This window comes from Paenibacillus sp. FSL K6-2524 (assembly GCF_038005525.1).
Classification (GTDB): Bacteria; Bacillota; Bacilli; order Paenibacillales; family Paenibacillaceae; genus Fontibacillus; species Fontibacillus anaericanus.
In genome coordinates this window covers 2,176,568-2,198,438 of record NZ_JBBOSP010000001.1, presented here as the reverse complement: position 1 = coordinate 2,198,438, position 21,871 = coordinate 2,176,568, and the positions used below count along the sequence as shown (strand labels likewise).

Here is a 21,871-nt window from a genome sequence, read left to right as displayed (position 1 = left end):
TCCTTCAAAATACTAATAAACACCGTCTTCACCCATTTTTTTGGATAGCTTATTTACGGACATAACCATAATCAAGCCAATAATGGATTTGAAGAATCCGATAGCCGTACTATAACTGAATTTGCCTTGCCTCATTCCCGCGGTATATACATACGTATCAATAATTTCCGCAACTTCTCGATTCATGGAGTTGAGCAACAGATATACATGTTCAAATCCAAGATCCAGAACGGAACCGATTTTCAAAATAAACAAGGTAATAATGACACCTCGAATTGCCGGAAGCGTTATATGCCAAATTTGTCTCATTCGTCCGGCTCCATCCATACGTGCAGCTTCATAAAGTCCAGGATCAATGGCCGCAATGGATGCCAAATAAATAATTGTCCCCCAGCCCGCTTCTCTCCAGATGACCTGAATGATATACATAGGCCTGAACCAACCAGGACTTAGTAAGAAATTTACTTTTTGAAATCCAAAATAGGAGAGCAACTCGTTAATAATTCCTCCGTCCATCGTGACCATAACAAAGGAAATCGAGACAATAATAACCCATGACAAAAAATGTGGTATATAAACTAGGGTTTGAAAAAATCTTTTGAAGAATGTACCTCTGAGTTCATTTAACATCAGCGCAAGTATAATAGGGATCGGGAAATATATAAGAATATTCAGTCCGAATAGAATAAGCGTATTCCCTAAAATATTTAAAAAATCAGGCTCTGTGAACAGTCTTTGGAAATGCTTCAACCCTACCCAATCACTACCTAGTATTCCTTGGTAAGGTTTGTACTCTTGAAACGAGATAATCAATCCATACATGGGGAAATATTTAAATATGATGAAATAAAGTACGCCCGGTGTTAACATGACATACAGCCATTTGTTTCTCCACACACGCTTTTTGAGCTCGCTGTTACTTTTGTATTTCTTGAGCTTCAGTTTTGGAGCTGAACTGGGCTGAGCGGTGACTTCCTGCATGATACTCTCCCTCTCTCCTTCAAAATTCGAATATGTTGCTACCTATGTCGTAATTAAAGGAAAAGGCTATTGAAATCTATCAATAGCCTTTTCACTTTTAGCCATCAGTGTTACTTCAAGCTAAAATCACGATCACTTCGCAGCATTGTATTCCTCTATAATTTGGGCGCCGCCCCGACTCATCCAACTTTCAACCTCTTTGTCGAAACCAGCCTTGTCGATCTGTCCATAGATATATTTGTAAGTTGCATCCGTAATAATCTGTTGGAGCTCAACACCCTTTTCCACATAGGTTGCCGAATCCAGAGCAGCCGTTGGATCTTCAACACCTACCTTAACATTTTCCAAAACCAATTCCTCGGCATGAATTCTACCTGGTAGTATGTTATAAGGTTGGTACATTCCATTCGTTTCAGCTTCTCCGATAACACTGTCCTTATAACCTTTTACTTCACGTTCGATTAGTTCCTTGTCATCTCCTGGTTTCGCTTTTCCGTCTACAACCGTATAGTGTGTACCTTCGATTCCCCAGAACATCAAGTTGGCTACTTCAGGAGTCATCATTTTGTCAAAGAAACCAAGGATCTTTTTGAGCTCTGCCTCATCCTTCACTGCAGATTTCGGGAATAAAACGACATTGTTATAACCCGGAATCATCCATTGAGCGAACTTTCCATCAGAACCCGCAACCATACTATGTGTGTCCAGAACTGCATCAGGATAATTCTTAATTAAATCCTTATTCAATGTATCAATATCCTGCATAGATCCACCGATATAGAGACCTGCTTTTCCACTCGTGAACATATTTACAGCATCCGTTTTACTGGTTGCCGCGAAATCCTGGTTCATGTAACCGCCATCACGTAATTTTTTGAAGAAATCCATCGTGTCAACATACTGCGAGAATGCAAACTCTGGCGCCAATTGACCGTCTTTTTCACCCCATGTATTCGGTGTACCGAACCATGCTGAGATCGTTTTGAAAGCACCATAGTAAAGTTCATTCCGGTCAACCACGCCTATTGTATCTTTCTGACCATTACCGTCAGGATCTTGTTCCGTGAAAGCCTTTGCCATTTCGTACAGTTCATCTAAATTAGCCGGTGCACTAAGGCCTAATTTGTCTGCCCAGTCTTTACGATAGATGATCCCTTGACGGGCAAGCGGTCTACCGATATAAAGCGAGTACAGCTTACCATCAACTTTGGTGTTATTCAGAATTTCTGGTTTTAATTTGCTCAAATTCGGGAATTCGCTTAAGTACGGTCCTATTTCCCAAAATTGTCCGTCCTTAATCGACTCCTTCATCTGAACGAATGTCGCCTGATTCTTTAAGTAGGTCACTTGTGGTAACGATCCGGTAGCAAATGATGTATTTAATTTTTCTTCATACGAATCTGCAGGGAAAAATTGGTAGGTAAGTTTTGTGTTAGTCAATTTCTCAAGTTCAGTTTTAATCGTGTCTGGTGGCGTGTCTGTCGTATTTAATGGAAGCATGATCTTGATTTCTGTCGGTGCTTCTGGCTCTACAACCGCTGCTGTAGTGTCCCCCCCGTTAGTAGTAGGAGCTGGATCATTTTTTTCTTTACTACTGTTGTTACCTCCTGAGCAAGCAGATAGCATTACACTGAAAGTTAATAATGCAGTTAACAAGATGGAGAAAGATTTTTTCTTCATACCGTTTTGACCTCCATTGGACTTGTATTGGTTACAAGTTCCACAGTACATTCACTGCACGATTACGAAAATAATCATTTACTCATAAACGCCTATTCTTAAAGGCATCTGGGCAAATGATTATCGTGATAACTGAACAGCATATACTTTCCAATAGTCATAAAAAAACACCTAGCCGTGTGGCCAGGTGCTTATACACAATGTATAAAGAATTAACTTGAAATTGGTTGGAGTTATATAACAGGAATTTCTCCTTCTAATATAATATTTGCTTCCGCCAGTAGGTAACGAACTGGAATTTCTCCAGCTAATTTGACGCTTGAGAAGTATAGTGACGGTGAATCGTTGATTTAACTGGAGTTATTCCAGTTAGATGAGGAATTATGGGTTCTCCCATCAAATTAGCTGGAGTATTTCCCGGTAAATGAAATCGGTAGCAGGTCCTTTGCAACATCCATGCATATAGCGAACCATCCATCGTCATGCACTAATTATGTGTTAGAGACCAATAAAACCACTGCGCTAATTACGCAGTGGTTCCAAAGAAAGATTTTATTTCATATCGCGTGCGATTGCCTCATTATACTCTTGGATAATCTGGAGCCCACCATTACGCTTCCAGCGCTCTATCTCTTGTTGAAATTCACCTACATTTAAATTGCCGAGAATGTAATTGTACGTAGCATCTACAATAATCGTAGACAATTCCACATTCTTCTCATCATAGGTTGGGGAGCTTAGGTGAACTGTTGGATCATTAACAAGAAACAGTTCATTGTCTTTAATCAACTGATCCGCAAGGGCGGTCAGTTGCTCCTTCTTGCCTACCTCCATAATATTCTTATTACTAACATCAGCAATCATCAAAGAATATAGAGGATTCACTTCATTTACACGTAGCTGCGAGGTTTCCTCTGGAAGAATGACCTTCCCGTCTTGAAGTTCATAATGTCGCCCCTCAAACCCATACATCATTAGATTTGCTACGTCTTTATCCATCATCCGATCAAAAAAGGTAAGCACCTGTTTCAACTCATCCTCTGTCGTAATGGCCTTTTTCGAGAAGAGATACAATCCGTTGTAATTTGGGATAGACCATACCTTATATCCATCAGGCCCCTCGATCCGATTGATCAGTGTCAATTCTACCTTTGGATTCAGAGCCTGAGCTTCAACAGACAATCTCTGCACGTCTGTCATACTTCCAATATATACACCAGCTTGCCCGCGGATAAAGTCATCCCGTTGAACTTCTTTACTAGTAAGAGCAAAGTCCTGATTAATAATTTTCTCATTATACAATTTCTTCATAAAGTTCATAGTGTTCATATACTCCGCTGTCGCGAATTCAGGAATAATTTGATTGTCCTCTATCTTCCAATTATTTGGGGTACCAAAATAAGAACTCAGCGTCTTGAATACACCATAGACAAGATCGTTACGGTCAACTAATCCAATCGTATCCCGTTTACCATTCTGGTCAGGATCATTATAAGTAAACTGCTTCATGACCTCATATAGCTCATCTATTGTTTGGGGATTACTTAATTGAAGATTGTCGAGCCAATCTTTTCGGATAATGATTCCCTGTCTAGACGAGGGGCGTTCGGTATATAAGCCATATATTTTACCATCGATGGCGGCTTGGTTAAGAATAGCTTTATCTAGGTTTTTAAGATTAGAGAATTCCTGAAGGTAAGGTCCAATCTCCCAAAAGGCTTCAGAACGAATCGCATTTTTCACTAGATTATAGTCCGAAAATTTCACAAAGGTAACTTTATCTAGGGAATTCGTTGTCAGTGCCGTGTTCATTTTATCCGTATAGACACCCTCAGGAACCCATCTTATATCGAGGTGTACCTCTGTCAATTTTTCAATTTCATCCATTATTTCCTTTGAAGGCTGCTGGGGAAAGTGAAGAGGTGCCAGTAAAGAAATCCTCGGGAGAGTCTCACTAGACTTTGTCCCTGCAGACTCATCATTACCACATGCGCTTAACAAAGAAATAGCGAGTATAAAAAACAAACAGCCATAATAGGTTACTCTTCTCCTAACAGATTCTCTAGACATTCTTTGTTTCCCCCTAAAAGTTATGTATGTTGCTTAGCCTGCTATATTCGTCCTATAAATATCACAATACACCAAATCACTTGAAATATTTACCGTTCATACTCATAATTAGGGTAAATGATTATCGGGACACGAGATGATTATTGTTATTATTGACCAGATTACATACACTTAGATCAGTGACTACTTCTACATAAGCAAAGGTGTTGAGTCCAGTGAGACCATTAAGCTTTTTAAGCAAACTAACTATTTTTACCTTTGTCATTAGCACGCTCCCTGTGCTGTTCATCGGTTCATTTTCATATCTGACATCCTCTAAAGAAATCCAGAAAAATGTAAACAAAAGTAAAATGGAACTCATTTTACAAATCAGTTCAAATGTTGAGCATAAGCTCACTACTGTCAATCAAACTTTAAACCAAGTCGTTAGCTCAAGTGTATTAAAAAAAGCACTCGACAACCAATTAAATGAAAACGATTTCATTTTATACAATGATTTAAGAAGTGAAATCCGTAACATGCAATCCTTTGATACAAAATTAGAAGATGTTATCCTTTTGAACCAACGGCAAAATTGGATGATCAAAAATTCCGGGCTCTATCGATTAGATCAATATAAGGACCATGAGCAACTTTCAAATCTACTAAGTACTCCTGATAATACTTCATGGATCCTAACCCCCTCTTCATGGTTCTATAGTGAGGAAAGCATTAATCCTACAGGCTGTAATTATAGTATTAGTCTTATAAAGAAGCTTCCGAACTCAAAGCTACAAAAATACGGACTAGCTCTTGCAAATATTCCAGCCTGCAGTCTTCAAGATGATATCAACACAGACGTGCAACCTTTGGATAGTATTATGATATTAAACGAAGATAACAGAATCCTACTCCACCCTGATTCCTCATTAATCGGCAAACCTGTTGATGAGAGTGGATTTCAAGAACTCTCTTTGATTTCAGATCCGGAGAAGACATCCGGACAGTTTAAAACTCTGATAAACAATAAAAAATATTCAGTTACTTATTTGAGGTCTCAGTTAAATGGGTGGGTATACCTATCCGTTACGTCAATGGAAAGTCTGACGAAGGAATCTAATAAGATTGGTACTATTACTATATATTTATGTATTGTTATGTTGCTATTGTCGATTATATTAGCTTGGATAGGTTCCCGCCAGATGTATACACCAATTGAAAGACTACTCAATCAAATAGGACAGCGCAAGACGGATCTCAGATTAAAACATACCAATGAGTTTCAGGTAATTGGGGAGCAAGTACATAATTTATTCCAAACCAAATCCCAGCTTGAAAAAGAACTGGGGCAGCATATCCAGCAGGTTCGCACATTTTTCCTAATCAACGCCTTCCACGGTAACATTAAGAAGCGTAAACTGTTCGAAGAACTGGAACAATTCGACTATCATACTCAGGTTGAGGAATGGAAGACGATGGCTGTCATTACCTTATCCATCGACTTCTCCGAAGATACTAGCTATGAGAAGAAGGATCTCAACTTATTATTATTTGCCGTACACAATATCATCGAAGAGTTGGTCCCTTCAGAGCAAAGACTTGCTCCTGTAATTATGGACCATGCGGTAGTCGTATTATTTGGCAGTCCAGATTGTAATATCGAATCCTATCACCAAACACTTTATTCTTTAACAGAGAAGCTACAGCAGGAAATAAATACTTGTTTAAAACTGCAGGTTAGTATTGGCCTGAGCTTGCCATTCAACTGTATCGACAAACTATCTATTGCCTACAGAGAAGGGCTTGAAGCATTAAAGCACCGTATTAAGCTTGGTAAGGGTGTCATTATCCAGTATGAGAATATTAACTCGGGTAAGCACTACCTGAATTTAAATTATCCTACACATAAAGAAAATGATCTAATGGATGCTATCAAATTGGCTGAAACCGATAAAGCAAAGGAACTGGTTCATGGGCTTTTTAAAACCATCTTTGCTGTAGAGCTCTCACCGCAGGAATATCAAATTCCACTAACCCGTCTGCTTAATAATTTACTCATTATGATGCAGGAATCAGGGATTAGCCTCAATCAAATTTATCATGCAAATGGCTCCATTTTTGAAGAATTGCTTGACCTTCACACCGTAGCGGAAATTGAGGATTGGTTCTGGAGCATGGTCATTCATCCTATGATCAAAATTTTTAACAGCAGACAAAATGCCCAGTACCACAACATCTCAGAGAAGATCATCGATTTGATACAGCATGATTATGATACGGATCTTACATTAGAAGAATGCGCTTCGCGGCTTCATTACAATGCCAACTATATTAGCAGCGTCTTTCGTAAGGAGACTCATTATTATTTCAGCGAATACCTGACGATGTATCGATTCAAGATGGCTAAGAAATGGCTGGGAGAGACCGATATGCCGATCAAGGATATTGCAGCCAAATTAAGATATAACAACTCACAGAACTTCATCAGATCCTTCCGCAAACAGGAAGGGATGACACCAGGACAATATCGTGACACTAATTCAGGTGCCAAATCAAAATCTAAGCTTGATGAATCGATGTAGAGCATTCGCAGCATATTATCGGGCAAGAAAAAACCTCCACTCGTGGTATTATCCCCTTCAAGTAGACACTCAAAAAAAACCTTATGTTATCATGAGGAACGAGTGAAACTTGGAGGGGATATTTTTTATGGCTAAGAAAGGTCAAGTGTTTCAAACGTACACGGAAGATTTCAAGATAGTAGCTGTACGAGAGTATCTGGAGGGGACGAATAGTTATAAGATAGTAGCGGAAATGTTAGGGATCAGGAACTGCACCCAACTTAAAGTATGGGTTAAAAAATACCGAGATGGAGAAGTATTCGATTCTCGCAAGGGCTCACCTAATCCCATAAAAGGGCGTTCACGTACATCGTTTGCCAGCATTGAAGAAGAACGGGATTACTTAAAAGCGCAGGTAGACTATTTAAAAAAGCGGTATCCAAATCTAATAAAGGAGAGAATTTGAGAACACAGGACAAATACCAAGCTATTGAGGAACTGCGTGTCCTACACGGGGTTACTCTTCTATTAGCCATTGCTGGGCTACCTAGGGCCAGTTATTATAAGTGGCGATCTACACGTTCACGACGGGTTGAAATACGCGCACGGGATCATGAAATGAAAGAGCATATGTTAGCCATTCACTTGGCGCATCCCTATTTCGGGTACCCCCGAATGCGGACAGCTCTGTGGGAAGCAGGCTATCTCGTCAATCATAAAAAAGTATGGCGACTCATGAAAGAATTGTCGATCCAATCGGTAATCCGAAAGAAACGAAACCGATCTAACTACACACCTTCTGTGATATATCCTAACCGACTCAAGCGTCAGTTTCATGCTACCTCGCCTCAACAGAAACTCGTCACCGATATTACGTATATCTCAGATGGCACGCGTTTTTATTATTTGTCTGCAATTCAGGATCTCTTCAATAATGAGATTGTCGCTTGGCATATTTCGGACCGTAACGATGTAAATCTGGTCCTGGACACGGTTACGCAGTGGACACGAAAAAGAGACGTTTCAGAAGCCGTACTCCATTCGGATCAAGGCTTCCAATATACGTCTCAGGCATACAACACACGATTAGAGGCATTCGGCGTTAAAGGCAGCCACTCTCGCAAAGCAACCTGCCTAGATAACGCATGCATCGAATCCTTTTTTTCGCATCTCAAGACTGAGAAGTTGTACCTTCACCAGTGTAAATCAGAAGCAGAGATCCATCAAGCCGTCGAAGAGTATATCTACTTTTATAATTACCAGAGGTTTCAGCGTAAACTCAAACAGCGCGCGCCGATTGAGTATCGGCACGCACTGGCTGCTTAGTTTTTTTCATCTGTCTACTTGACAGGGGTATGACCACTCGGAGGTTTTTTCTTTGACTTTAAGAGACTCAAACATCTTTTCCATGATAACGGAAATGAGTGAAATCAGCGTAGCTACCTTGATATCGTTGCATGTCATGGGCGGCGATCCCAACAAAATTCCCTGTGAATCCACCCGATAGGAAGCTGATATCTTCCACATCAAATAATGATTCCCAACCCGATTCATTCCCCATGTGATAGTAGAATTGAGCTTTTGTATTTTCCACTTCTACTGCTAAATGAATGGAACAAGCCTCATGAAGTGCAATCGTTTCAGGAACTACTGTGAAGGTATCTGCTACACATCTCATTATCCGCAATACCTTGCCTTGCCCCTCTTCGAGACTGACATATGCATATAGGTAGTTTTCATCATTTAGATAAAGCAACAAGCCAGCCATTTGCAAATAGCTGTTAGGATAATATTCTAGTGCTGTTTCAGCTCGAAATTGCATATCACTTTGCCGAATCGCTAGAACATGGTGTTGAAAAAGACTTTGAATTGACTCTCCAGCCATCAGCCGAAGATAGCCGGGGCGCTCTGTAAGCGAACACCAACTCTCATCTACCATTATTCGTAGTGAATTCCACGTTTTCTCTATCCGCCGACCATCGAAGGTATCCTCAAATATAGCATTCTGCTTCCAAATTTCTAACGAGCTCCCTTTAGGTGCCGGCACTTCTAATTGTGGAGTATTACCACCCGCTGTTAATCGTAACCATCCTTCTTCATTCCAGTACACTTGCTGTAAAGCCGTCTCTCGTCCTAGAATTTCATATTTACCATTAATAGGACGAGTACATAGGTGCGCCATATACCATTCGCCGTTGGGTGTTACTACGAGACTGCCATGTCCTGCACATTGCAATGGCAACTCTGGATTGTCCCGCGAAGTAAGCATAGGATTTTGTGGATCCACTTCATAAGGGCCTAATAATTGTTCAGAACGAGCCACCGTTACCGCATGTCCTGAACCCGTGCCACCTTCTGCAGTAATCAAATAATAGTATCCGTTCTGCTTATAGATATGAGGTGCTTCTGTTTTCTTTAATGGTGTACAATCAAATAGTTTAATTGGTTGGCCTACTAACCGTTGTTGCTTACTATCGTATTCTTGTATAACAATGCCGCTAGATTTATTCCCCTCTACAATACGATAATCCCACAGTGCATTCAGTAACCACTTGCGACCATCATCGTCATGAAATAAAGAAGGATCAAATCCACTACTATTAAGATAGACTGGTTCCGACCAAGGTCCTTCAATCGAAGGAGCCGTGATGAGAAAATTATGAGCGTCCTTAAATGGGCGTTTGGTACTTTTCACATCCGTATATAAGAGATAAAAAAGGTTATCGTGATAACTTAATTGCGGTGCCCAAATGCTACAGTTTTTCGGATTTCCTCTTAAATCAACTTGATTCGTTAAAATATCGGTGCAATGTTCCCAATGTGCCAAGTCCTTGGATTGATACACTCGTACCCCGGGCAACCACTCAAACGAAGACACTACAATATAATAAGTATCCTCAACTCTTAAGATACAGGGATCTGGATTGAAACCCTTTAATATCGGATTTTGTATCACGCTCATTACTTTCCTTCCCGCTTCCAAAAGTCACTTCCGGCAAAAACATGTTCCTTACCCAGAGTTACTTCCTCTTTCTCAAAACACCCCGCCCAAGGTACGCGATGCTTCCGTAATTCATCTGCATTCTGTACACCTTGTTCCTGATAACAAACGGTTTGTTCATTAGCAGCGTCACTCCAATTATCCCAGCCAAGCGGATGAATATGCCCACCTATCTTGCAATCTACGAATACGGTTTTAGCATACTCTCGCCAAGGCCGTCCCAGAAATACCGCAGGAACATTAGAAGCCGCTGTCAGATAGCAATTCCTAAATACGTAACCATGCTTCTGCCCTTTGGGTGTAGAAGCTGCAGTAATATACCCTATAGTATCTGCTCCAGGGTACAAACTACGAATTTCACAACCTTCAAAGTAGGCAGTTGCTCCACCAAATATAAAATCCACAGTGCCCTCAATATAACAATTCTGATACAGCTGGCGATATTGGTGATGATGTTCTCTTAAATGGACCCCACCAAACACTAATCTCTCTTTGGGTGCGGGTGGTAGTGGACCTGTAAACAACGTATCTTGATGACCTCTAAGAGTGCAATTTCTAAAAACCGTTTCATCACAATGGGCATATACAGCTACTGCCTGTCCAACGTCTTTACCTTGTCCTGCCGAATTGACAATGACGAGATTCTCTAGGATAAGATGACTCCCCCCCAAGAATATAGTTGGAGTCGCGAAAGTTCCAATCTCTTCTCCTGTCTCACCTAATTCCTTGGCATACCGATTCATGATAATCTCAACATAACCAATACCTATGATGGTAAGATGCGAACGATAAATTCGCACCTCTTCTTCATAGACCCCCGACAAAATATAAAGCGTTTCATGTTTTGTTGAAGATTGCTGCTCTAGTGAATCAATCGCATCTTGAATGGTATGAAAATCACAAAAGGATTCTTTTCCTACAAGCATGGTCTTGTCCCCGTTCCTTCAGTAGATTAGAAACCTTGATGAAATGCCCCTGCCTCGGTAAATTAATGCCCGCTGTTATAAATGCTGGGCTAAAAACCGTTGCCACTCCATCCGCATTTCCGTTGTCTCCATATGACCGCCACTAGTAATAATGGACTGCCAATGTTCTGGTTTTCCTGCATCCTTGTAAGCTTCAAATAGACCGTTAGCCAAATGTTCGACCCCTTCAATAGGACACAACCGGTCGTTTCTACCTACTAAACTCATTCGTGGACGAGGGACAATCAGCTTTTGGATTTCTAGCGTCGTGAAATGTTTTAACAAACCGGGAACATAGGAATAGAAACCATGATGATCCAGTCCTCTTTTGGCCAATAATGTATGCGCATCTACTTGTCCGCTAATATCGATAGTGACCCCAATCCGCTCATCTAGTGCAGCCATCCACCATGCCATCATTGCGCCCATTGACATACCCAGTGTGGCAATTCGGGTAGCGTCAATGTCCTCACGATTGCACATGTAATCTAATAGCCGCATATTGTCGTAGAGCATCATGCCCCACATCACTTGGCCATTCCACAGCATTTCCTTCACCAGTTCACTCTCTGTTTTGCCACCGCGTTCATTAAAGCCCCACATATCAATGCAACAAGCGACATAGCCCATATCTGTTAGGACTTTAGCGAATGATGGCTGCTGCAAGTAGGGACTGCTCTTAATAAATTCATTACGCCCATGAGCATAATTTCCCCCATGAGAATGATTTACGATGACAAGTGGGAACGGCCCCTCTCCTGTTAGGGGTTTTGCTACATAAGCAGGTACTTGTTCGATTCCATTTAACTCGAGTAGGATTGACTCTAGATGATACCCATCAAATTCGTCTTGAGTCATCATTGTAGCCTTGATAGGCCTATTATTATCAGGGAGATCACCTAATAATTTCTTGAGTTGATCACGAACCATTGCTAGCCCACCTCATTCACTAATATTATGATTAGAAGGTGTAACTGTAACCTGCTCTACTAGTTGTTCGGGTTTGTTAGTATTTTTGGATCGACAATCCATAACTTCAACATCTTCTCCATTTTCGATGTAGAAGGCAGGTCCTTCATGATTCTCAATCGTCACATGTCTAAATTGAACATCTCTTACATTGCCCAAATAGAAACCACGATTGTTCATATCTTCGATACCTGTCATCATAGCTGGACGGCCCGGAATAGCATTTTCCGCCATCGAAATATCAATGTTAGCAAATGTGATTTCTGAAACATATTGTTCTGCAAGCCCATATAAGAATCCTGCTGCAGCGTGAACATTCCTTGCGGTAATATCAGCAAAATGAATGCGTCTAAAACACGGAGTCTCATCTGTAATAGGATACGGATTTTTGTCCCACACATATTTTTCTTTACCACGTGGTCCACAGAAGTAATACAGGTTAAGAATAAATGGACAAATCACATCATCCATTACAATGTTGCTGATGCGTATGTCTTCGATCGTTCCCCCGCGTCCTCGTCTTGATTTCATACGAATGCCTCGATCTGTTTGTTTAAACACACAGTTACTGATCGTTACATTACGGATATCACCACTCATTTCACTTCCTAGCACAACCGCGCCATGTCCATGAATCATGGTACAGTTGGTAATCGTGATATTCTCACAAGGAATTCGTTCCTCCGTGTCTTCAGTTCCTGATTTAATGGCAATGCAATCATCACCAACGTCAATATTACAGTTACTAATCCGAACATTAGAGCATGACTCAGGATTAATACCATCTGTATTTGGTGAATCAGCTGGATTGAGAATGGACACATTGTCAACCGTGATATTTGAACAACAAATTGGATTCACGGTCCAACTAGGAGAATTGGTTAAAGTCAGATCCTTTAAAGTTACACGATGGCAGCGATCAAAACTAATTAACTTTGGTCTAGGATAGATCAATTCCTCTGGCCGCTTAAGTCTCTTCTCCCACCATGGTTGCCCATTACCGTTCAATGTACCGCTTCCTGTAATCGAGATATTCTCCAAGTCATTACCATAGATACATGAAGCATGAACCTGTTGTTTGACTCCTTCCCATCTGGATTCCACAACGGGATAATCCTCAGGATTCGTGCTAAATGATAGGACAGCACCAGGACTTAAATGCAATTCTATGTTGCTTTTCATAAAGATGGCCCCGGTTAGAAACGTACCCGCTGGAACATAAACCGTCCCCCCACCTGCTATACTTGCCGCTTCAATCGCGCTGGCAATAGCCTCTGTAGCTAATTCCTGACTATCCCTTGTTGCTCCGAAATCTATAATATTATAATGTCGCATCTTTTAATCTCTCCCCGTCTATTCTATGATCTTAATGCCTCGTATTCAGTACAAGCCTGCAAGAATGCACCCAAGCCTTTGAAGTCATTTGTAATAATAGGTTCGCTAATATAATACGCATAAGATCCATCACGTCCTTGAGGTCCACCTAACCCAGCAACTTGACAGTTTTTATTCAAATTAACTTGGCCTTCCTTTGTTTCAAGCACAAATTCTGTAATGAGTCCATTAAATGCTCGATCCAACACCTCAGACCAGTTCATGTCTAACACACCTATACGAATTCCTTTAGCAATAGCATATACGATCATGCTCGAAGCAGAAGCCTCTAAGTAATTCCCCTTACTCCCTCCCAGATTCACCACCTGGTACCAGACTCCCGTTTCCGAATCCTGATAATTCTTCATGGCAGTTAAGGCGTCATTCAACATACGCACCAGTTCATGATAATCTGCATGCTCAGTTGGGATTATTTCCAACACATCTACTAATGCCATAACAAACCAACCCATGGAACGTGCCCAAAAGTTAGCAGATAATCCCGTCTCGGAATCACACCATGGTTGAACTCGTTTCTCATCCCAAGCGTGATACAGTAGACTTGTTTGGGAGTCTTTCGTATGCTTCTCACAAATCACAAATTGCTTCGTTACATCATCTATACCTTGTCCATCTTCAAACGTCAGCAAGTATTCTAAATAGAAAGGAGCTCCCATGTAGAGACCATCTAACCATATTTGATAGGGATAAATCTTTTTATGCCAAAAGGCACCTTCCGATGTCCGAGGATGTGTTGTTAATTGCTCTCTTAAAAGGGTTGCCGCCTTTTTGTATTTTTCCCGCTTGGTTTCGTTGTATAGAGAGAAAAGTAATTTTCCATTGTTAACATGATCGATATTATATTCGTCAAGTTGATATCCCCGTATGTTACCTTCTTCATGAATAAAGTAGTCCATATTTTCCTCAATGAATTGAAAATACTTATACTCACCCGTCTGCTTCCACAGCAATTCAAATCCCTTTAACACAACCCCATTTTCATAAGACCATTTACCATGACTACCTTTGTTCTCATGTAGTTTTGGTGTGCGTTCCATAATGGAATCTGCTATTTTAATAGCCCATTGTAAGGTCAATTAGTTCCCCTCCAGTTACTATTCCCACTCATAAATCCATGATATATCTCCTCTAAAACACTCATTTAGGGAGAATTTTTTTAAATCCTCTTCGTTTAACTGTGCAGACCAAACCGTTCGTTTGCTTACGTTTGCTCCCGGTCCGGCTGAGCCGAACTCTCCATAATACACCGTTGTTTCAACAGATGTTTTATCCCAATCGTTCCAACCTTCTTGATGTATATGCTGGTCCATCCAGCAATCTATAAATACCGTTCTAGCATAATCCCGCCATGGTCTGCCCAAGTAAACGCTGTTCTTAGCCGCATCACTCAACAATTTACACTGATGAAAGACAAACCCTACTTCCTTATCTACCGGAGTTGCAGCAGCGGTAATATATCCGTTGATCTCTTTCCCTTGATCCTTACTAACGATTTGGCACTCTTGAAAATAAGCTGTTGCTGAACCAAAGATAAAATCAATATCACCAACAATTCTGCAATTTTCAAAATAGTTTCGTCCGCTTTTATTATTCAGTTCTTCTTTAGGTCTTCCTAGATACAACGTATCTTGTGCACCTAAAAAAGAACAATTTTTAAAAGCGACTTTGTCAGCATCTACGTATAACGCAACTGCTTGGCCTACCTGATCACTTTCACCTGCCGTATTCTCAAAAGTGATGTTCTCAATTTTGATATTGGCACATGAAATATAGGTACTACTTGAAGCGAAAGTTCCCATAGGCATACCCACTGCATTCTCTCTCTTCGCATAGTCATCATAAACAATTCGTACATGTCCATCTCCGAGTAGGTAGAGATTAGGTTTATTAATCTCAAGTTTCTCTTTGTATACACCCGATTCAATTGTCATCAGGATTGTCTGTGAAGAGTCCTGCGGAATACTGTTTATTGCTGACTGAATCGTTTCAAAATCACCATTTCCCTGTTGGCTTACCCTTATAACACTTTTCATAAGATCACCTTTTGATGGTATTCATTTATTTCCCTCTATTAAAAAGGACCCCACCCGAAGGTGGGATCGAATCAAACTCAATTTTATTTTTTAGTTAACTTATACGCTTCTTCATATTCAGTGATAATAGCTGATCCACCGGATTTCTTCCAAGTTTCCACAGCCTTCTTAAATTCAGCCTCATCACTTTGACCCATGATGTATTTGAAAGTAGCATCGGTAATGATTTTTGCTAATTCAGTACCTTGTTCATTATTTGTAGCTGAATCTAAAGGTACAGTTGGATCAAAAACAGCAAATGCATCATTTTCATTGATCAATTTAGTAGTTAATTCTTTTTCTGGATTTTCACTTTTCAAAGGAAAAAGAGTCGGCATCGGTCTACTGCTTGAGAAAGGCGTTACTTCAGCAGTATATAAATCTTTATTAATAATGTGGGTAACACCTTCAGCGTCATATTCATAGTGAACGCCTTCAATACCACGAGTCATATACATGGATACTTCTTCATCGCAAATATCATTCACAAATTTAAGTATTCTTTTTAATTGGGCTTCTGTCTTAACAACGGTTTTAGGGAATGCCATTAAACCATTTACTCCGCTTCCCTCGGACCAGATGTGATACTCACCATCTCCATTAGAAATCTTGTTAACAGGTAATAATTTAAAATCCATATTCAATCCTTCAGCTAGGGTTCTCAAACCAGTTATACCAATTATACCGGTAAAAATGCCGGCTTTACCTTGTGCAAATTGTTGCTCTTGGTCTGATTTTGCTGTTACCGCAAAGTCTTGAGCTAAATAACCATTTTCATATAGTTTTCTTGAATAATTCAGCGTATCCATATATTCTTGCGTATCAAATTCTGGTGTAAACTTACCATTCTCATCTACTGCCCATCCATTAGGTGTACCAAAATAAGAACTTAGTGTTTTGAAACTTCCATATCTTAAATCCGATCTATCTCCAAAACCTATCGTATCATCTTTGCCATTACCATCAGGATCATCCTCTGTAAACGCTCTGGCAATTTCATAAACCTCATCTAATGTTGTTGGTTCTGCAATCCCTAAATTCTCAAGCCAATCTTGGCGGAAAATCAAACCTCCACGTGCTAAGTTATTAAGGAAAGGAACACCATACAACTTGCCCTCAATTGAAGCAGCTTCCCTTGCTGCTTGAGGAATTAACTTCAAGTTTTCATAATCATCTAAGTAGTCAGATACTTCCCAGAACATTCCTGATTTCAACGAATTTCTAACCGATGAATTTGTCAACATAGTTAGTGTAACGATATCCGCTAAGTCACCCGAAGCAAGGGCGGTTGTGATCCGTTCCTCTTTGGAAGCATCTGGCACCCAATTGAAAGTAATTTTAGAATTTGTATATTCCTCAATCTTTTTCACCATCGTATCCGTTGGTGGAGAAGCAGTATGCAATATATTTAACCAGGTCACATCAAGTTTTGAATTCGGATCATAATTTTCACTTGCACTACCCGCCTCTTTCCCCTTGTTATCCTCGCTTCCCTTACTCTCATTCGCACCACACGCTACTAGTAGACTACTAAGTAAAGTAAGTACCAGAGCCATACTGACAAATCTCTTTTTCATTTTTATTCTCCCTTTTAATAGATTTATATTGTACTTATTTAGTACACGCCATCTTCTCCTAATTTCTTCGCTAGCTTATTAGAAGCCATTACTAGAACTAAACCAACTACACCTTTGAACATACCAACTGTGGTACTGTAACTTAATTGACCATTTTTCATTCCTGCTGTGTATATATAGGTATCAAATATTTCAGCGACATCGCGGTTTAATGAATTCAGTAACAAGTACATATGTTCAAAACCAAGATCCAACGTACTACCGATTTTCAAAATCAACAATGTAATAATTACCGGACGAATCGCTGGTAATGTAACATGCCATGTTTTTCTTAACCTTGCTGCACCATCCATCTCTGCCGCTTCATAAAGTTGCGGATCAACTACCGTAATCGCAGCCAGATAAATGATTGTTGACCATCCCAATTCTTTCCATATGATTTGTCCAATATAGATCGTCCGTAGCCACTCCGATGAAGTCAAGAAGCTAATCTTCTTGCCTCCTAAACTCACAATCATCTCATTTATGACTCCACCATCTAAAGTTAAGAACACATAGGTAATAGAAACAATAATTACCCATGACATGAAATGTGGAATATAGATAATGGTTTGAACGAAGTTTTTTAGATACCTATTTCTTACCTCATTAAGCATTAACGCTAAAATAATAGGTAATGGAAAAAAGAATATAATGTTCATCGCAAACAGAATCAATGTGTTACGAAGGAGCATAAAGAAGGTTGGTTCTGTAAATAAACGAATAAAGTGCTTGAATCCGACCCATTGGCTACCTAGTATCCCCTGAAATGGTTGATAATCTTGAAAGGCAATCACCAATCCACCCATAGGCAAATACTTAAAGATAATGAAGTAAAGCAGACCGGGTAAAATCATAAGGTAGAGCAACTTATTTCTTTTTACACTTAGGAGATTCGTTGAAATTCTCTCCCTTTTTATTGTTCTGTTTGTCGCAGTGATGTTTGAAACTTTCACTTCGTATCCTCCTCTTGTCATTGCTGATTACGCTTTCATATTAAATAGTTTGCTATATTCCGTATATAATCATTACATGATAGCGTTAACAAAACCGTGTAGACATCAGCTTTATTCCCCTTTTCATCTCATCTGATGATTATCACCTAAGATTATGATTATACTTTTCCTAGGCTCATCCTCTATCAATTACATGAACATCACATGCCCGGATTATATACGTAATTCTGCTATCTTGATAAAGTTAAAATGTAATCGATTATAAGGAGGATAATTCATTGACACACAAATCAGTCAAACCAGCCAAGAAAAAAGAATCTATTGGGAGTCGCATTTTCACCATAGTAAACAGCACTATATTAATCCTGATTGCCCTGATCTGTCTCTTGCCTTTTGTTAATATCATCGCCAGTTCTTTTGCTTCAACTCAAGAAGTGGTGTCCAAGCGATTTATCTTGTTTCCGACCACCTTTTCATTGGATGCTTATCGTTATATTCTATCGACTCCAACTATTTTTAAAGGACTCGGAGTTTCCGTTGGAATTACTGTCGTTGGAACGATAACAAGCATGTTCCTAACAGCCTTAATGGCTTATGGATTATCCAGAAGATATCTTCTCGGTCGAAATGTGATTAACTTTGTAGTTGTATTCTCGATGTTATTTAGCGGTGGAATGATTCCCTCATTCTTAGTAGTAAAAAGTCTCGGGATTATAAATTCTTATTGGTCCTTGATTTTGCCAGTAGCGGTTAATGCCTTCAACTTGATCATCATGCGGAACTTCTTTCAAGCTTTACCGGATAGTTTAGAAGAATCAGCGAAGATAGATGGTAGTAACGATTTAGGTATCTTCTTTAAAATTATGTTACCGCTCGCGTTGCCATCGATTGCAACCATATCTCTTTTCTACGCAGTAACTTACTGGAATACGTATATGAGTGCTATTCTCTATATCAATGACTCCGTGAAGTGGCCGATCCAAGTCTTGCTTCGTCAAATCGTCATCGTCTCTAGTGGTATGCAGGCTGACGGGGCCGTAGTGGACATACAACCTCCGGCTATAACCATTAAAATGGCAGTTATCGTCGTTGCCACCGTTCCAATACTAGCTGTCTATCCTTTTGTGCAAAAACACTTTACCAAAGGTGCCTTGCTTGGAGCTGTAAAGGGATAATCTCAGGTACTATTAACCGTTCTGATAAAATCGCTTTATGAGAATTATGTAACAACAAAAGGGCTGCCCCTAAACCATTAAATAATGGTCTTGGGGACAGCCCTTCTCTGTACTTTAATCGGCTAAATTCATCTTTCTATAAGCCCCAGGTGTTACATGTTCTTTCTTACGAAACGAACGAATAAAGTTTTGCGAATTATGGTATTCCAAGCGTTCGGCTATCTCCTTAATGGTCATATCTGTCTCAATCAACCACTTTTTCGCCACTTCCAGTCGATAGTTCATCAGATACTCACTAAAAGTAGTTCCAAATTCCTTCTTAAAGATACTACTTAAATAACTAGGATTGTAATGGAGACGGTCTCCAATTAATTCTAACGACAGCTCTTGATCATACTCGGAACGAACAATGGCGGCAATTTTCTCTGAGAGACACCGAAATTGTTTATTCGTCTTCTCCTTCATCTTTCTCACCATAGGAAGAATCACTTCTTCTAACAACATTCGTTCAATCTCTTCTGGATTCCGAATATCTAACAGTCGGTGATACAATGCATGATTATCTTGCGTCAGTAACACTTCTACCCCTAAGAGCTGCTCTAATTGAATCAAGTTATTCACGAAGCGAACCAATGTAACTTCAAAATTCGCTGAATGGTTATTCTTCTTCATCATATCCGCTAATAAAGGATGTAAAGTACTGGATACTTGTTCTTCATCCCCTAGTCGAATGGCGTCAAATAGTCGTGATTCTAATTCAACAGGATAATAAAGCAACACCGGACCAGAAACTACCATTGAAATATCTTCATAGAATATAATCGATTCTTTGCCCAAATTTAATCGTTGGTGTAAGGCTTGCTTACTCATTTCACAAGCTTCCTTACTTTCTAATAAATTCTCATATGTTTTACTAATACCAATGCTGATCGATAGATTCAAATATTCATTAACATTCTTAATAAGTGCTGCTGCATCATCTAAGACTTTCCTTCTAATTTCTTGTTCACTGAATTCTGTAAATCTCAAAATCGTGGCTTGGGTATCATCATTTAAAATAATTGGAAGCAAACGTTGCTGCTCTGGGATAAATTCTTCTACAATTTTATTAATCGCTAATAATAAAACATCCTTGTCTGAAGCTTCCCTTCCTCCCAAGTTATCTAATTGGATCAACATAGTAACATACATGGGATCCCAAACCTCTTGATAACCAAACCGTGGCATTTTTCTTGATAGTTCCTCCGGTGAGACACGATTTCGGAACAGATTAAGAATGAATTGAGTTTCAAGTTGCGGCATTTCGGCTTTAATTAAACTTTCAAGACTTTCTTTCTCAATTAAAATCGTATCTATCGAATCCATAATAGATTCGAATTCATTCTTGGAAGAAAAGTGCGTATTTTTTGGCAAGCTCTGTTGAATTCGCCGAATCGGTTTTGTGAAGATAATGGAGATCACATAAGCAACCACGACGATTAACAATATTAATACAAGCCCCATCGTGATCAAACCAAATTTAGTAGTCTTCAAAGAATCAGAAATCTCTTGTTGTTCTAATACAGTACAATATATCCAATTGTTATAGCTGGATTTCGCAAAAATGAGTTGTACCGATTTATTATTGATTGTATCCACTGTTACAATTCCGGAGTCATTGAAGGTACTAAGCACCTGTGATATTCCCTCAAGTTGATTTGGAAACAATTGTTCACTACTATCATTTTCATACATCAATTTACCTTGGCCATTCAAAATAAAAACAGGATTGTGCTCGTCCGTATCAATGGCCCGATTCAATGTTTGCAGCGAAATATCCGATAACGCAATGGCTATTTTCTTTTTCGAAAAAACGGGAAGCGTATTTACAAAACGAATACCATGGTCCGTCTTGATCCAAAATAATCCTTTATCATGATCATCAATATAGTTAGTATGCAAATTATTAAGATCATCTTCAGTCAGAGTAGATAACTTTCCATTTGAGATCTGCCAATTCTTATCTAGACTAATAAGTGTATATTCAGTTCCTTCCAAGCCCATTGTAGCAATGTAATTGAGTTGTGTGTTAACCGTTCGGTATGCTTGGAAATCCTTTTCCGTAATTGGATTCTTCACTACCTCGTTAAAGGAGCTAGTGGTGCTATACGTATTGAAAGCATACTCAATCGTCCGAATTTTTTGTTCAAGGTTGTTTTTAATTTGTGTTATGTAACTTTGTTTGCTATTAGAGACCCTTTCAATTACAGAACTTGTAGTACTCAAATAAATATAACTCCCAAAACTAATCACAAGCCCTATTCCCAAAATTAGAATGGGAAAAAATATTTTGTTAAACATTCTGCCTTTGTTCATTACGCTACCCCTTTTAGTTCCATCATCTTTTCTAATTATAGCGCTTTCAAAACGCGAATGACAATGACATTTTTAACGTGTGCATTTAATTTAATG

16 protein-coding genes are annotated in these 21,871 nt (G+C 39.5%); 3 read left to right on the top strand and 13 right to left on the bottom strand.

What is annotated here, in order from left to right:
- Window positions 1–12: 12 nt before the first annotated feature.
- The 4 genes from NST85_RS09705 to NST85_RS09690 all read right to left on the bottom strand — a co-directional run bounded on the left by NST85_RS09705 (window position 13) and on the right by NST85_RS09690 (window position 4,996).
- Window positions 13–981, bottom strand: coding sequence for an ABC transporter permease (locus NST85_RS09705; RefSeq protein WP_341189154.1), 969 nt, complete (start codon window positions 979–981; stop codon window positions 13–15).
- Between the two features lie 132 nt (window positions 982–1,113).
- Complete coding sequence (locus tag NST85_RS09700; RefSeq protein ID WP_341189153.1) at window positions 1,114–2,661, bottom strand: extracellular solute-binding protein; 1,548 nt, start codon at window positions 2,659–2,661, stop codon at window positions 1,114–1,116.
- Window positions 2,662–3,213: 552 nt separating this feature from the next.
- The gene (locus NST85_RS09695) at window positions 3,214–4,731 is read right to left on the bottom strand and encodes an extracellular solute-binding protein (protein WP_341189152.1); all 1,518 of its coding nucleotides are present in this window, start codon (window positions 4,729–4,731) and stop codon (window positions 3,214–3,216) included.
- A 121-nt stretch (window positions 4,732–4,852) separates the two neighbouring features.
- Window positions 4,853–4,996 carry a hypothetical protein gene (locus tag NST85_RS09690; RefSeq protein ID WP_341191189.1) on the bottom strand — a complete coding sequence of 48 codons (144 nt, stop codon included), beginning with the start codon at window positions 4,994–4,996 and terminating at the stop codon, window positions 4,853–4,855.
- Between NST85_RS09690 and NST85_RS09685 the strand changes: the two genes are divergently transcribed.
- The gene (locus NST85_RS09685; RefSeq protein WP_341189151.1) at window positions 4,935–7,292 is read left to right on the top strand and encodes an AraC family transcriptional regulator; all 2,358 of its coding nucleotides are present in this window, start codon (window positions 4,935–4,937) and stop codon (window positions 7,290–7,292) included. The genes NST85_RS09690 and NST85_RS09685 overlap by 62 nt on opposite strands.
- A 127-nt stretch (window positions 7,293–7,419) precedes the next feature.
- A protein-coding gene (locus NST85_RS09680; RefSeq protein ID WP_445671152.1) for an IS3 family transposase occupies window positions 7,420–8,597 on the top strand; the annotation gives its coding sequence in 2 pieces (ribosomal slippage) (window positions 7,420–7,708 and window positions 7,708–8,597; 1,179 coding nt in all).
- Between the two features lie 67 nt (window positions 8,598–8,664).
- Here the strand turns inward: NST85_RS09680 and NST85_RS09675 are convergent.
- The 8 genes from NST85_RS09675 to NST85_RS09640 all read right to left on the bottom strand — a co-directional run bounded on the left by NST85_RS09675 (window position 8,665) and on the right by NST85_RS09640 (window position 18,146).
- The gene (locus NST85_RS09675) at window positions 8,665–10,233 is read right to left on the bottom strand and encodes a glycoside hydrolase family 43 protein (RefSeq protein ID WP_341189150.1); all 1,569 of its coding nucleotides are present in this window, start codon (window positions 10,231–10,233) and stop codon (window positions 8,665–8,667) included.
- Window positions 10,233–11,198, bottom strand: coding sequence for a pectinesterase family protein (locus tag NST85_RS09670; RefSeq protein ID WP_341189149.1), 966 nt, complete (start codon window positions 11,196–11,198; stop codon window positions 10,233–10,235). Before NST85_RS09670 ends, NST85_RS09675 begins: the two co-directional genes overlap by 1 nt.
- 75 nt (window positions 11,199–11,273) lie before the next feature.
- On the bottom strand, window positions 11,274–12,167 hold the full coding sequence (locus NST85_RS09665) for a dienelactone hydrolase family protein (RefSeq protein ID WP_341189148.1): 894 nt from the start codon (window positions 12,165–12,167) through the stop codon (window positions 11,274–11,276).
- A 12-nt stretch (window positions 12,168–12,179) separates the two neighbouring features.
- Complete coding sequence (locus NST85_RS09660; protein WP_341189147.1) at window positions 12,180–13,541, bottom strand: glycoside hydrolase family 28 protein; 1,362 nt, start codon at window positions 13,539–13,541, stop codon at window positions 12,180–12,182.
- Window positions 13,542–13,564: 23 nt separating this feature from the next.
- Window positions 13,565–14,677 (bottom strand): glycoside hydrolase family 88/105 protein, encoded by a 1,113-nt coding sequence (locus NST85_RS09655; protein WP_341189146.1) that lies wholly within the window; start codon window positions 14,675–14,677, stop codon window positions 13,565–13,567.
- An 18-nt stretch (window positions 14,678–14,695) separates the two neighbouring features.
- Window positions 14,696–15,634, bottom strand: a complete 939-nt coding sequence (locus tag NST85_RS09650; RefSeq protein ID WP_211350108.1) for a pectinesterase family protein — start codon at window positions 15,632–15,634, stop codon at window positions 14,696–14,698.
- Window positions 15,635–15,717: 83 nt separating this feature from the next.
- Complete coding sequence (locus tag NST85_RS09645) at window positions 15,718–17,250, bottom strand: extracellular solute-binding protein (RefSeq protein WP_127192644.1); 1,533 nt, start codon at window positions 17,248–17,250, stop codon at window positions 15,718–15,720.
- Window positions 17,251–17,288: 38 nt separating this feature from the next.
- Window positions 17,289–18,146: an ABC transporter permease gene (locus NST85_RS09640; RefSeq protein ID WP_425464344.1), complete on the bottom strand. Its 858-nt coding sequence runs from the start codon at window positions 18,144–18,146 to the stop codon at window positions 17,289–17,291.
- 377 nt (window positions 18,147–18,523) lie between these two features.
- On the opposite strand from NST85_RS09640, the gene NST85_RS09635 reads away from it, so the two are divergent.
- A complete protein-coding gene (locus tag NST85_RS09635; protein WP_127192642.1) occupies window positions 18,524–19,420 on the top strand; it encodes a carbohydrate ABC transporter permease in 897 nt (298 codons plus the stop codon).
- 114 nt (window positions 19,421–19,534) lie between these two features.
- Here NST85_RS09635 and NST85_RS09630 read toward each other — a convergent pair whose 3' ends face one another.
- Window positions 19,535–21,775, bottom strand: a complete 2,241-nt coding sequence (locus NST85_RS09630; RefSeq protein ID WP_341189145.1) for a helix-turn-helix domain-containing protein — start codon at window positions 21,773–21,775, stop codon at window positions 19,535–19,537.
- Between the last annotated feature and the right edge of the window lie 96 nt (window positions 21,776–21,871).